Origin of the sequence: Streptomyces sp. NPDC021093 (genome assembly GCF_044333135.1) — a bacterium.
Taxonomy (GTDB): domain Bacteria; phylum Actinomycetota; class Actinomycetes; order Streptomycetales; family Streptomycetaceae; genus Streptomyces.
In genome coordinates this window covers 574,494-587,269 of record NZ_JBIRQJ010000002.1, presented here as the reverse complement: position 1 = coordinate 587,269, position 12,776 = coordinate 574,494, and the positions used below count along the sequence as shown (strand labels likewise).

Here is a 12,776-nt window from a genome sequence, read left to right as displayed (position 1 = left end):
AGTGCCGTGCTCGTCCGGAGCGGTACGGAGCCGCCGATGGCCCTGTCCGGTCAGCTGCTCCAGGCGCCGACCCAGCCGGCGAGCGCGGGGTCGCGGAGGGACCCGAGGACCATGTCGGCCGGGAAGGCGGGGTCGGGCAGGGTCGGGACGCCGAGGGTGACCAGACCTGCCGCGAGGGCGGACGCGAGGCCCGTCGGGGAATCCTCCACGGCGAGGCAGCGGCTTGCGTTCACGCCGAAGTGTGCGCAGGCCATGAGGTACGGGTCCGGGGCCGGTTTCGGCCGGGGCGGGTCCTCGGCAGCGACGGTGAAACGCACGAGGGGACTCAGTCCGCCGCGTTCCAGGGCGATGTCCAGGACCCGTCGGGGCGAGTTGCTGACCACGGCCGTCGGCACGCGGGCGCTGAGCGCGGTGAGGAGTTCGAGAGCGCCGGGCAGCGGAGTGGCCGACGAGCCGTCGACTGCCTCGACAACGAGGTCCAGCAGTTCCTTCTCCAGTACGTCGGCCCGGCCCGGGTCACCGAAGGCGGCGGCCGCCCGGTCGGCCATCGCCCGTACGGTCCCGCCGATGTAGTGGGGCTTGTCCTCGGGCTTCCACGGCACGCCGTTGCGGGCGAAGAGCTCCGCCAGGGCGGCGCTCCAGCAGGGTTCGGTGTCCATCAGCGTGCCGTCGCAGTCGAAGAGCACCGCGTCGGGCGTCCACCGGGGGCTACCGTCGGGCAGCAGCACGAAGTCCGCGGGGGCGGGGGTGGCTGTGTCGGTCGTCATGGGGTGCGCTTCCTTGTCGGGTGTGGTCGGGGGGCGGGGCCGGGCCAGCGGTACGCCGGGGAGGAGGCGCGGTCGAGGATCAGCCCCTGCAGGTCCGCCAGGACGACGGGCGGCACGGCGCGAGGTGCGGCAGGCGTGCTGAGGTCGAGCGCCGGTTCCCGGTCCGGGTCTCCCAGATGGGTGACGACGCGGGAGGCCCCGGTGAAGTCGTGCTCCGCGGAGACGCGGGTGGGCGTCACCAGGCAGTGCATACGGGCGGCGAGCGCGGCGAGTATCCCGTTACGGGTGTCCTCGACGGCGACGCAGTCGTCCGCGGCCACGCCCACGCTCCGCGCCGCGTACCGGTAGACCTCGGGGTCGGGCTTCTTCCTGCTCACCTCCGCCCCGGACACCACAGTGAAGGCGGCGGCCAGTTCGGCCCCCACGGCCAGCCGGAGCGCGGCGCTCACGGACTCCTTCGCCCCGCTGGAGGCCACCGCGAGCCGCCACCCCGCGTCGGCGGCCTCGGCGGCGAGGCGTCGCACCCCTGGCCGCGCCTGAACCGCGCCCGCGTCGAGCAGGGCCAGGTACACCCGGGTCTTGTGCCGGTGCCAGGTGCGGACGGTGAGCATCCACGCCTCCCAGCTGAGCGGCGGACAGACCCGGGCCCGGAAGTCCGCGTCGTGGTACAGGCTGGCGAGGCGTTCGGTGCCGCCGGAGATCCGCAGCTTCTGCGCGTACTGGGCGGCACTCCACTCCCACGGCACCCCCTGTTCGGCCCACATCTGGTTGAACGCACGGAGGTGGCCGCTCTGTTCGGCGTCCACCAGAACACCGTCACAGTCGAAGATCAGGGCAGGCACGGTGCTCTTTCGCGGGTTGTGGAGGGGAACGCGAGGGCAGGGCGACGCAGAGTCAGAGGCAGGCGCGGTAGATCCGCTCGACGGTGTCCGGGTCCGGGGACGGGACGGGGTCGTTGCCGAGGTCACCAGTGACGGCTGCGCCCATGACGGCGATGTCCGCCTCGGTGAAGCCCCGGTCGCGCAGGCCACCCGTCAGCCCGCAGACCTCCCGCAGTCGCACCACCTCGGTGTGGATGTCCGTGCCGCCGAGCGCCCTCGCCGCGGCCGCGAACCGCTCGGCGGCGTACGGCACGGCCTGCTCCAGCCACGCCGGGTACAGAACGGCGAGACCACGCCCGTGCGGCAGGGCCGCCCCGTGTGCGAGGCCGCCCATCGCCTGCTGCATGCGGTGCGGCAGGCAGGTTCCCGCGAGGGCCACGTTCCACCCGCCGAGCAACGCCGCCAGCGCCATACCGTCCAGGGCTTGCGCCGACCGGTCCCCGGCCGCCACCTTGGGCAGGTGTACGCCGACGAGTTCTACGGCCCGCAGCGCCAGTGCCCGGGTGACCGGGTCCGAACGCCGGGCGGCCAGGCCCTCGACGGCGTGCGCGAGCGCGTCGAACCCGCTCTCCGCCGCCACCCCCGCCGGGACAGTGCCCAGCAGTACCGGGTCGATCACCGCGACCCGGGGAAACAGATCCGGGCCCCGGATGCCCGCCTTGAGACGCCGCACGACATCGGTGACGGTCGCCCCCTTGGTGACCTCCGACCCGCTGCCGGCCGTGGTCGGCACCGCGATCAGCGGCAGAGCGCCCTCGGACGACTCCAGCGTCGTACCCACCAACGGTCCGACCGGGCCGCGCTCGACACCGACGGCAGCCGCCTTGGCCGCATCGATGGCACTGCCACCGCCCAGGCCGACCACCACGTCGCAGCCGTGCTCTGCTGCCAGGGCCACCGCCCGGTCGGCCTCGGCCGACGTGGGATTCGCCGACACCCCGTCGAAGACCGTCACCGTGAGGTGCGCGGCCCGCAGGTGACCCACCACCGCGTCGAGCACTCCGTGCCGCCGCATCGCGCCTCGCCCACAGACCAGCAGCACACGATGCCCGAACTCTCTTGCATGTGTGCCTAGTTGTCCGAGTCTTCCCCTGCCGAAGACGACACGCGTCGGCAGCTCCGGCAGCTCCAGCCCGTGCAACTCCCGCCGACCCACGGCGCCTTCACCAGCAAGCCCCATCAGTTGCCCCTGCCGATTGCACGGCAGTATCCCGCCGCCACCTCGCGCACCGCGGCGCTGATCCGCCCCAGCAGTTCCACCGGTTCCGTAACACCGCCCGAGGCGCTCACCGCACCCAGGTAGGCGTGCTTGATCTGGGTCGAGACGTTGATCTTGCGTACGCCGCAGCCGACGAGTTGGGACATCACGGCCGGGTCAAGACCGGACCCGCCGTGCAGCACGAGCGGCACACCCGTGGCGGCGGTGATGGCCCGCGCCCACTCAAAGTCGACCACGGGCTGCGTCACGTAAGCACCGTGCGCCGTGCCCAGATCCGGGCTGAAACAGGTCACGCCCGTACGCCCGACGAACTCGACCACCCGCTCCAGAGCGACCGCGGGGCCACCGCCCTCATCACCGTCCGGCACTTCCCCGACCCGAGGGATCGCCTCGAACTCCCCCTCCACCTCGCCGCCGACCTCCCCTGCCACCTCGACCAGTTCGGCGGTCTCCCGCAGCGCGGTGTCGTACGGAAGTCCGGAGGCGTCAAAGAGGACCGAGTCCCACCCGGCGCACAGACAGGCTTCGGCGAACTCCCGGTCCGTGCAGTGGTCGAGGTGGAGGATCGAGAGCGTCCTGCGGCCCGCCGACGCCTCGGCGTGGCACGCGAGGGCCGCCTCGATGCCCCACTGCCGGGCACTGCGCACGGACAACTGCACCACCACCGGCACTTCCGCCGCTTCCGCCGCGTCCAGGACCCCCTGCATTGAGGCCGGATCGACCACGTTGAAGGCCATCACCGCGCAGTCGTTGTCGGCGGCCTCCCGCAACAGCCCGCCGAGCCGCTGCCGACTGCCGACCCGGTCGACTCCGGTCACCATCACAGTTCGCCACCCTTCGCGTCATTCACCGAAGCGATGATGCAGAGAACCTCCGCAGGATGAACAACCGCGCCGGGGCCGGTTCCCACGTTCGGCCCAGCGATTGCCCTCCCACGTACCGAAAGCCCCGCGCGGCGGTACGCCTAGAGGAGCGCGGCGAGGACCGCGTTGGCCGTGGACTCGTTCTGCGCGAGCGGTACGTCGTGCACCAGCGCCAGGCGGACCAGCGCAGCCACGTCCACCTCATGCGCGGGATGGACGGCCGGGTCGCGGAAGAAGACGCAGAAATCGACCTCACCTGTTGCCACCAGGTGCGCCACGTGCAGGTCGCCGCCGAGCGGCCCGGAGGCCAGCGCGCGGGCAGTGAAACCGCACTCGGTCAGTACCTGGGCGGTCCCGCCGGTCGCCACCAGCTCGTGGCCCGACAGTTTCGCTTCGTGTTTGGAAGCCCAGGCGCGCATCGCTTCCTTCTTGCCGTCCTGCGCCACCAGGGCTACACGCATGCCGAAGCCTCATTGCTGTTCGGAAGGGCCAACCGCCGCGCCCAGTCGGTCAGTTCAGGGTCGTCCAACGAGGTGACCCAGTGGTCGACGAGGGCGAGCTGCTCAGTGGACGGCTCGGTGCCAACCCCGAGCACCCGCATCCCGGCGGCCACCGCGGAACGAATCCCGCTGGTGGAGTCCTCCACCGCGAGGATGTCGGCCGGTTCGACCGCACAGGCTTCGGCAGCGACGAGATACGCATCGGGGGCAGGCTTGGGAGCGAAGCCCATGGTCGGGGAGGTCACGCACACCAGGTACGGGAGGATTCCGGCCCCGGCCAGCACATGCTCCACGGCATCCTGCGGAGAGCTGGTGGCGCACGCCACCGGCATCACCGCACTGGTCCGCTTGACCAGGTCCAGCGCACCGGGCAGCGCGTGCGAGGGGTGGGTCCGGTACAGCTCGCGCTGCTTGGCCAGTGCCTGCGCGCTGCACTCCTCGGCGCTCGCCGACGTGCCGAGCGTCCGGGCCAGGGTGTCTCCGGCGGCGCTGTAGTGCAGGCCCTTCAGCGAGGCGACCACCTCCTCGTCCGGCTCGACACCGTGGTCACGCAGGACGAGCACTTTGCTCAGCAGGCAGTACTCCTCCGTACTCATCAAGACACCGTCGCAGTCGAAGACGACCGCTTTCGGGGTCCAGGAAAGGACCCGGTTCTCTGTCACGCTGGCCATGCTCCTTGAGGTGGGATATCCGGCAAGAGGTGCCCCATCACCTGCGGGGGCGGGCAGACTTGAGCCACAACGACCTGGCAGGCAAGGGCGTCTTGGGCCCTTTGCGGAATTCACTGGTTCGGCGCAACGGCCCCATGCTGAGACGCTGCACCACACCGAGGTACGCCGCTGCCTCACCCACGTCGAACGCGAACACACGGCGGGCCGACCGGAGTAGACCGGTCTGAGCTGGATCACCCCCGTCGCCCGCCGATCTCAACGTCCGCCTGTACGGGCAAAGACGGCTCCGGTTCACTGGCTCCGCCCAGGGGAAGGATCAGACGCCGGACCGCTGCTCCGGCCGGCGCATGCCGGTGCGCTGTGGCGGAACGAGGGACGTACGCACATGGCTGAGGGCGCACTGAAATGGCTCGACGGCGAGAAGGGCTTCGGGTTCATCGCGTCCGACGGAGGCGGGGCGGACGTCTTCGTCCACTTCTCCGCGATCATGGGCAGCGGCTTCCGGAACCTGGAAGAGAACCAGCGGGTCGAGTTCGAGATCACCCGGGGAGCACGAGGGCCACCGGCAGGGGACGTCCGCGCTCTATAGGAGAAGACCCTCATACACGCTGATGACGCCCACGAGAGGATCCCGCATCATGAACACCCCGTACCGCCTGATCGGTTCCGGCGACCACAAGGTCCTGGTGCTGCACGACTGGTTCGGCACCAGTGCCGGGTGGGGGTCCTTCCTGGACTACCTGGACGGCGACACCTTCAGCTACGCCTTCCTTGACTACCGCGGCTACGGCGACCGCAAGGCCGTCACCGGCGCATACACGCTCGCCGAGATCGCCGACGACACGCTCGCCCTGGCCGACGCACTCGGCTGGGAGCGTTTCTCCCTCGTCGGCCACTCCATGGGCGGCAAGGCCGCCCAGCAGGTACTGGCGCAGGCTCCGCAGCGGATGCGCAAGCTGGTCGGCCTCGCGCCCGTCCCCGCCGGGCCGTACCCGCTGGACGCGGACGGCGAAGCCCTCTTCTACGGGGCCGCGCAGGACCGCGACAAGCGACTGGCCATCATCGACCTCGTCACCGGCCAACGAGCGTCCCGGACCTGGGTCGACCTGATGGTCGATCGCTCCCTTCAGCTCTCCACCCGCGAGGCGTTCGGCGGTTACGTCCAGGACTGGGTGACCGCCGACCTCACGAAGCGGATCGCCGGGAACCCTCTGCCCGTCAAGGTCTTCGTCGGTGAACACGACCTCGCCCTGACAGCCGATGTGATGCGCGCGACCTGGCTCCAGCACTACCCGAACGCGGAACTGGAGGAAATCGCCAACAGCGGCCACTATCCCATGCACGAAACGCCGGTGGCCCTGGTGACCGCGATCGAATCGTTCCTGAGCGCCCCCTGACACGTCTCACACCGCGGTGTAGCCGCCGTCGACGAAGAGGACTTGACCGGTCATGAAGGCCGATGCCTCGCTGGCGAGGAAGACCAGCGCGGGGGCGATCTCTTCCGGCGACGCGCAGCGCTGCTGGGGAACGTCGTCGATCCACCGTTGCCGGAAGCGGGGCTCGTCGACGGCGGCCATCTCGGTGCGTACGTAGCCGGGGGCCAGCGCGTTGACCCGGATTCCGGCGGGCGCCCACTCCACCGCGAGGGACCGGGTGAGCTGGTGCACGGCCGCCTTCGAGGCGTCGTAGGCGGCCTGCGCCTGCGGGCGCAGGGCCACCTGACCTGCGATCGAGCCAATGTTGACGATTGCGCCACCGGAGCGGGCCGCCATGTGACGGGCGGCAGCCGTGGCACACCGCCACACGGCGTCGACGTTGAGGTCGAACACCCGACGCCACGCAGTCTCGTCGGCTTCCATCGACGAGGTGTGCACACATACGCCGGCGTTATTCACCAGCACATCCAGGGCCCCCAGCTCCTCGACCACACCGTCCAGGGCCTGCTGCACGCCGTCCTGCACGGTCAGGTCCACCGCCCGGTGCGTCCCGCGGACGCCGCGTGCCCGGATCTCCTGAACGACCGCCGCATTGCGGCTCCCGTCACGGGCGAGCACCGCGACGTCCGCCCCAGCATCCGCCAGCGCGAGCGCGAAGGCCCGTCCCAGGCCGCGGTTTCCGCCGGTCACCACCGCCGCCCTGCCCGACAGATCAAATTTCTCCATGACCGAGGCAGTGTCAGGAGAGTCGTGTGATGGCTGGGACACCGCACCTCGCAGGAGCTGATCGCTGTCACAAACGGATGAACCGGAGCAACACTAGAAGCACCCCCCGCCGGGACCGATCCGACACGACGCAGCAGTGCGCAGCGGACTGAAGCACGCACGGTTCAGCCAAGCCCTCGAACGCACAACGTGGAGCGGGACCCCCAGTGCAGGCGCCCTCCGCCCGTGACCAGCCACATGACGGAGCCCCGCCGGAACAGGCGGGCTCCGTCATTCCCCGGGTGTTCCCCTATGAGCGGGGTACGGGCTGTGGCTGTTCGACCAGGTGGAAGATCTCCCGGGCCACGTAGCGTTTGAGGCAGCGCACGATGTCGCGCCGGGTCTTGCCCTCCTTGATCCGGCGCTCGTAGTAGTCCTGAGTGCGCGGGTCCACCCGCAGGCGGGTGAACACGATGCGGTGCAGCGCGGCATTGGCCCGACGGTCACCGCCACGATGGAGACGGCGGAACTGGCGGCGCCCCGAGGACCGCTCGACGGGGCTGACCCCGCACAGCGCGGCGAAGGACGCCTCGCCCGCCAGTCGTTCCGGGTTGTCGCCCATCGCTTGACGGCCGCACGTCACCTTCGGGGCTGCGGTATTCGACGACCCGATCAGCGTCCAACTCCCACAGGACAGCGCGGCGAGAACCGAAGCCTGAGTAAAGCGCGCTGTGCCGGACCGAGTGGGAAGAATTCATGCGTCTCGCGGGGGTACTGGGACCAGAGGATGTTCGACTGCAGGTCTCCGTCAAGGGAAGCGGCGAGGAACTGTGTGCAGGAGACAGGGAAGTGCTCCCATCGCTCGCCGCGCGCCTCGTTCACCATGACAGTCCACTGATCCGGCTCAAGACCGGGCCGAATGAGCCAGTAGAGGCATTCTCCGTTGTCCGTGGTCGCCCAGGGGAGAACTCGCGCCCCCTCGACTTCCAGCTCCGCCGGCTTCTTCTCGACTTCCCACAGACCTTCGAGGGCATCGGGTTGAAGCCCTGCCCACTTGATGAGGTCGTAGTGCTTGTTGGGGCAGTCAGGCTCCAGGACGTACAGATAGTCGTCCCACCGAGGCCAGCCGCACTGACGTCGAGACCACCACCGGGCGCCACCGTGCTCTCATGGCTGCCAGGCTCAAGCCCGACGAGGAACTCGTCGACGCCGCCTACGTCAGCGTCGACCACGTCCTCACCGCAGCACAGCACGGCATCAAGCTGACCGGGCCGTTACCGCCCGACTCGGGCTGGCAGGCCCGTGACCCGGACGCATTTGACATCAGAAACTTCACCATCGACTGGGACCACCGACACGTCACCTGCCCCGACGGGAAACAGAGCCGATACTGGCGCGAGACCCACAGCCGCGACCAACTCCCGATCATCCAGGTCACCTTCCGCCTGCCTGACTGCACCCCCTGCCCGGACCGGGCCCGCTGCACCCGCTCCGAGCGCAACGCGCGTGCCATGACCTTCCGGCCCCGCGAACAGTTCGAGGCCCAGCAGCACATCCGCGCAGACCAGGCCACCGACAGCTGGAAGGAGCACTACGCGCTGCGGGCCGGAGTCGAGGGCACCATGGCCCAGGAGTCCAGCCACTGCGATGTCCACCGGGCCCGCTACCGCGGACTCGCCCGCACCCACCTCCAGCACGTACTCACCGCGACCGCCCTCAACCTCGTGCGCACCGACGCCTGGCTCTCCGGGATTCCCCCGGCCGGAGCCTGGACATCACGACTCACCCGCCTCCACGGAACGCTCACGGCCGCCATGTGAATTGGCCAGCAGGGTCGATCACGGGGAAACTTCACTCGCTCGAACCAGCCGCTGAACCCACCGCCTCGCCCTGCCAACACTCCCGCGCGCGCCTGACATGCACGGACAGCCGGCAACATACCGCCAGACACGGAAGAGGCGACCTGCCGGCAGGGGGAAGGGGGCCCGCCCCCTTCCCCCTGCCGTTGGTCAGCGGCTCAGGTTGCGCAGGGCCAGAGTGGCGCCGCCTTGGGGCCGAAGGTTCGTGATGAAGGCTTCGGTGCTCTGTAGACGGAGTCATCAACCGTCGCCGACTCCGGACGAAGAGCCCTGGCTACGTCCCGGCACGGGTGCGCGGGCACACCTGACGCTGCGGCTGACCCCGGAGGTATTGGGAGCGTTCCTGCTGGGTGAAGTCCCGGTGCAGGGCACGGCAGATCATGTCGATCGCCTGAGCGGGGTCGGGCAGGCGCAGCTTCCACCGTTGGATCGTGCCGTCGACGCTGCTGGCTGCCAGTGTGCGCTGGTTCGGGCTGATGGCCAGTGCGGAAACAGGTCGTTGGCTCCCGCTCAGAGTCGTACGGACGGTGCGCGTGGGAAGGTCCCACAGTCGTACCGTTCCGTCGCTGTGGCCGGTGGCGAGCGTGCGGCTGTCGGGGGTCAGCGCCACGGATGTCGCCATGTCAGTGATGATCGTGCGGCTTCTGCCGGTAGCTGTGTCCCACAGCCGTACCTTGCCGTCGCCGCCGGCGGAGACGAGCGTGATTCCGTCGCGGCTGAAGGCGAGCGACGACACGACGTCCGTGGCGTTGAGGACGGCCCGGTTCCTGCTACTGGCCACATCCCACAGGCGCACTGTTCCGTCTGCCGCGCCGGTGGCGAGGGTGCGTTCGTCGTTGCTCAGGGCTGTCGCCAACACGGTGTCGGACCGGGGGCCGTGGCGCACGACGGCGCGGATCCTGCGGTCGGTCGCGTCCCACACCCGTACAGTGTGCCCGTCGCTGCTGATCGAGGCGGCCTTGAGGTGACCGTCCGTGGACGGAACCACCGATGTCACCACGACGTCGCCGACCGGGCGGGCGCTGCGGGGCCGGGGCCCGAGCGCATCCCAGATCTGAACTTTTCCGTCGACGTAACCCGTTCCCAGAGCACGCCCGTCATCGGTGAACGCCATGGACGAGATGGTGGTGGACCCGGCTTGAGTTCTGTCGGGCATCTGCTGGGCGAGGTCCCACAGCCGGACGGTGCGGTCACGGCTGCCGCTGGCCAGAGTGCGGCCGTCCGGGCTGAAGGCAACCGAGGACATGAAGTCGGCATGCCCGGTCAGGACGGCATGATTCCTGCCGGTGCTCGCGTCCCACACTCGTACTGTTCTGTCGTCACTGGCGGTGGCCACCGTGTACCCGTCCGGGCTGAACACCACCGCCTGCACCGACCCGGTGTGTCCGGTGGACCGGGTGCGGAACCCGCCCTTCACGAGGTCCGACAGCACCACTGTCGGGCCCGCAGTACCACCGGCCGCCAGTAAGCGGCTGTCGGGGCTGAAGGCCATCGTGGTGAAGGGGCCAAGTCCGGTGGGCCGGACAACCCGGGTAGCGCCGCGAACCAGGTCGTGCACCCGAATCGCTCCCGCGGTGTCGCCGACGGCCAGGAAGCGGCCGTCCGGGCTGAAGGCAACCGCGGTCACCCCGTCGGTGGAGGTGGCGAAGACCTTGCGGGCCGCGCCGGTGGTCGCGTCCCACATCCGTACCTTGCCGTCAGAGCTGGCGGCAGCCACGGTACGGCCGTCGGGGCTGAAGGTCACCTGCCCCAGCCCCTTGGACCTACCCGTAGCCGTCCAGGCTTTCCCGCCTGCCAGGACGTTCCTCAGTCGCAGGGTTCCGTCGGTGACGCCGGCGGCCAAGAGGCGGCCGTCCGGGCTGAAGGAGACCGCAGTCACCCCGTTGGCGAAGGCGGGGAAGACTTTGCGGACCGCGCCGTTGGCCGCGTCCCACATCCGTACCTTGCCGTCGGAACTGGCGGCAGCCACGGTACGGCCGTCGGGGCTGAACGTCACGACGCCGACAGGAGCCGTGGGTCCGGTGAGCAGATGCCGCGTGGGGTTGGCTGCCGCGGTGTGGAGGCCGGCGGTGGCCTCCACCGTGGGGTGGGTCCGGTACGCCTGGACGGCCAGGAGCGAGGCGAGATCGGGGGCGTCGGCCAGGAGGGCAGCCGACTGCGCGGCCAGCTGACGGGAAAGAGCAGTCTGCTGCGCGGCGATGGCCTGGTTGCGTCGCTGTTCGCTTGCCCCGTACTGGTTCCACGCGATCAGGCTTGCGACGACGGCGACGACAAGCAGGACCGCCAGTGTGGAGGTGAGCCGGCGGAGGCGGCGCGTCGCACGGGCAGCCGTGCGGTGCTCAGCGTCGCGGGCGGTCGTGCTGCCGATGAGGAAGTCTCGTTCCAGACAGTTCAGGTCCTTGGCGGTGTGGGGAGCGGCGAATGCCTCCTCGGCCGCGGCGAGGCGGGTGCCCCGGTACAGGGCCCCCGGGTCGCGCCCGAGGTCGTCCCAGGCACGGGCGGCCTCGGTCAGGCGGCGGTGGGTGCGCAGCTGCTCCCTGGCCTCGTCGATCCATCCGCGCAGACGGGGCCAGGAGGTGATCAGCGCTTCGTGGGCCAGGTCAACGGTGGTGTCGTCCACGGTGATCAGGCGCGCGCGGGCCATGCGCTCCAGGACGATGTCCGTGGTCTCCGGATCAGTGGTGTGCAGAGCGGCCCGCGATTCGGGGCGCCGGGTGTCCGGAGTGCCTTCGCCCGGTGTGATCAGGCGCAGCAGGATCCGTTGTGTCTGCCGCGCCTGTACGAGGGACAGGCGCGCGTACAGGGCCTCGGCGGTCTGAGCGAGAGAGCCCTGGATGCCGCCCGCTGCCTCGTAGGCCTCGACCGTCAGGGTGCTGCCGCGGCGGCGGCGCCAGGTCTCCAACAGGGCGTGCGAGAGAAGCGGCAGGCTGCCGGGCTCCCCCGCGACCTCTTCCACCAGCCGATCGCTCAGGGCGCGTTCCACCGTCAGCCCGTGCGCCTGCGCCGGCTTGACGATCGCCGCACGCAGCTCGACGCCGCCCAGCGGTCCCACCGCCACACTCGACTCACGGATCACAGAGGCCAGTTCTGGGTGGGCCAGGCAGTGCGGGTAGAAGTCGGCACGTACGCCCAGGACGATGCGCAGGCGGCTGGCGGGGTCCTGCGCAGCCACCAGGGCTCCAATGAATTCCTTCCGCTCACCGGTGTCGTGGCAGAGCGTGAAGATTTCCTCGAACTGATCCACGATCAGCCAGGTGTCCCCGTCGGCGTCGGCGGGAGCGAGCACTTGCATGGCGGTGCGCAGAGGATGAGGGCCCGGGGTGAGGATGCGTAACGCTGCCGGACGTACCCGCGGATCGGTGAAGCGGCGCAGGCACGGGATGAGGCCGGCGCGCAGCAGCGACGATTTGCCGCAGCCGGACGGACCGAAGACCATCGTGAGCCGGTGTCGCCCCGCCAGCTCCACCAACTCGGCCGTGACGCGATCACGGCCGAAGAAGAACTCCTCGTCACCGGGCTCGAAGCGGGTCAGACCTCGGTAGGGAGCGGCAGCGGCGTCCTCGTGAGCGGCCGCGGTCTCACTCTCCTCCCGAGTCACGTCGTGCCAGCGCTGCTCCCAACGCCGTTCGTCGCCCGCGCAGGCCCGGACGTAGCCAAGGGTCAGCGCCAGGGAGGGCAGTTTCTCCCCTGCGGCGGCCTGGGACAGTGCCGTGATCGAGTAGCCGGAACGTTCGGCGAGCACACGGTAAGCGATCGCTCCGGCCTCGCTGCGCAGCTTGCGCAACTCGAACGCGAACAACTGCACCGGCCCCGCCGCCGGATCGACGGGCTTCTCCTTGCGCCCCACTCTGGCCCCCGAATCTGGAGATCGATCG

12 protein-coding genes are annotated in these 12,776 nt (G+C 70.0%); 3 read left to right on the top strand and 9 right to left on the bottom strand.

The features are described 5' to 3' along the window. Positions 1–50 precede the first annotated feature (50 nt). From ACH4SP_RS07570 to ACH4SP_RS07545, 6 genes are all read right to left on the bottom strand, one after another. The gene (locus ACH4SP_RS07570) at positions 51–767 is read right to left on the bottom strand and encodes an HAD family hydrolase (protein ID WP_398410961.1); all 717 of its coding nucleotides are present in this window, start codon (positions 765–767) and stop codon (positions 51–53) included. Then, positions 764–1,609 (bottom strand): HAD-IA family hydrolase, encoded by an 846-nt coding sequence (locus ACH4SP_RS07565; protein ID WP_398410957.1) that lies wholly within the window; start codon positions 1,607–1,609, stop codon positions 764–766. Before ACH4SP_RS07565 ends, ACH4SP_RS07570 begins: the two co-directional genes overlap by 4 nt. Positions 1,610–1,661: 52 nt before the next feature. Continuing rightward, positions 1,662–2,828, bottom strand: a complete 1,167-nt coding sequence (locus ACH4SP_RS07560) for an iron-containing alcohol dehydrogenase (RefSeq protein WP_398410954.1) — start codon at positions 2,826–2,828, stop codon at positions 1,662–1,664. Further along, on the bottom strand, positions 2,828–3,688 hold the full coding sequence (locus ACH4SP_RS07555) for a class II fructose-bisphosphate aldolase (RefSeq protein ID WP_398410951.1): 861 nt from the start codon (positions 3,686–3,688) through the stop codon (positions 2,828–2,830). Before ACH4SP_RS07555 ends, ACH4SP_RS07560 begins: the two co-directional genes overlap by 1 nt. Positions 3,689–3,831: 143 nt before the next feature. Further along, positions 3,832–4,191: a methylglyoxal synthase gene (locus tag ACH4SP_RS07550; RefSeq protein WP_398410947.1), complete on the bottom strand. Its 360-nt coding sequence runs from the start codon at positions 4,189–4,191 to the stop codon at positions 3,832–3,834. Continuing rightward, positions 4,182–4,901 (bottom strand): HAD family hydrolase, encoded by a 720-nt coding sequence (locus ACH4SP_RS07545; RefSeq protein ID WP_398410944.1) that lies wholly within the window; start codon positions 4,899–4,901, stop codon positions 4,182–4,184. Before ACH4SP_RS07545 ends, ACH4SP_RS07550 begins: the two co-directional genes overlap by 10 nt. A gap of 385 nt (positions 4,902–5,286) precedes the next feature. On the opposite strand from ACH4SP_RS07545, the gene ACH4SP_RS07540 reads away from it, so the two are divergent. Together ACH4SP_RS07540 and ACH4SP_RS07535 are read left to right on the top strand one after the other, a co-directional pair. Then, the gene (locus ACH4SP_RS07540; RefSeq protein WP_398410940.1) at positions 5,287–5,490 is read left to right on the top strand and encodes a cold-shock protein; all 204 of its coding nucleotides are present in this window, start codon (positions 5,287–5,289) and stop codon (positions 5,488–5,490) included. 49 nt (positions 5,491–5,539) lie between these two features. Then, complete coding sequence (locus ACH4SP_RS07535; RefSeq protein ID WP_398410934.1) at positions 5,540–6,298, top strand: alpha/beta fold hydrolase; 759 nt, start codon at positions 5,540–5,542, stop codon at positions 6,296–6,298. A 6-nt stretch (positions 6,299–6,304) separates the two neighbouring features. Here the strand turns inward: ACH4SP_RS07535 and ACH4SP_RS07530 are convergent, their stop codons facing one another. Both ACH4SP_RS07530 and ACH4SP_RS07525 read right to left on the bottom strand, forming a co-directional pair. Beyond that, positions 6,305–7,063 carry an SDR family NAD(P)-dependent oxidoreductase gene (locus ACH4SP_RS07530; RefSeq protein ID WP_398410929.1) on the bottom strand — a complete coding sequence of 253 codons (759 nt, stop codon included), beginning with the start codon at positions 7,061–7,063 and terminating at the stop codon, positions 6,305–6,307. A 289-nt stretch (positions 7,064–7,352) separates the two neighbouring features. Next, positions 7,353–7,664: a transposase gene (locus ACH4SP_RS07525; RefSeq protein ID WP_398410926.1), complete on the bottom strand. Its 312-nt coding sequence runs from the start codon at positions 7,662–7,664 to the stop codon at positions 7,353–7,355. A gap of 547 nt (positions 7,665–8,211) precedes the next feature. Here ACH4SP_RS07525 and ACH4SP_RS07520 point away from each other — a divergent pair. Further along, the gene (locus tag ACH4SP_RS07520; RefSeq protein WP_398410923.1) at positions 8,212–8,862 is read left to right on the top strand and encodes a transposase; all 651 of its coding nucleotides are present in this window, start codon (positions 8,212–8,214) and stop codon (positions 8,860–8,862) included. A 313-nt stretch (positions 8,863–9,175) separates the two neighbouring features. Here the strand turns inward: ACH4SP_RS07520 and ACH4SP_RS07515 are convergent, their stop codons facing one another. Then, on the bottom strand, positions 9,176–12,748 hold the full coding sequence (locus ACH4SP_RS07515; RefSeq protein ID WP_398410921.1) for a cytochrome D1 domain-containing protein: 3,573 nt from the start codon (positions 12,746–12,748) through the stop codon (positions 9,176–9,178). Positions 12,749–12,776: the final 28 nt, after the last annotated feature.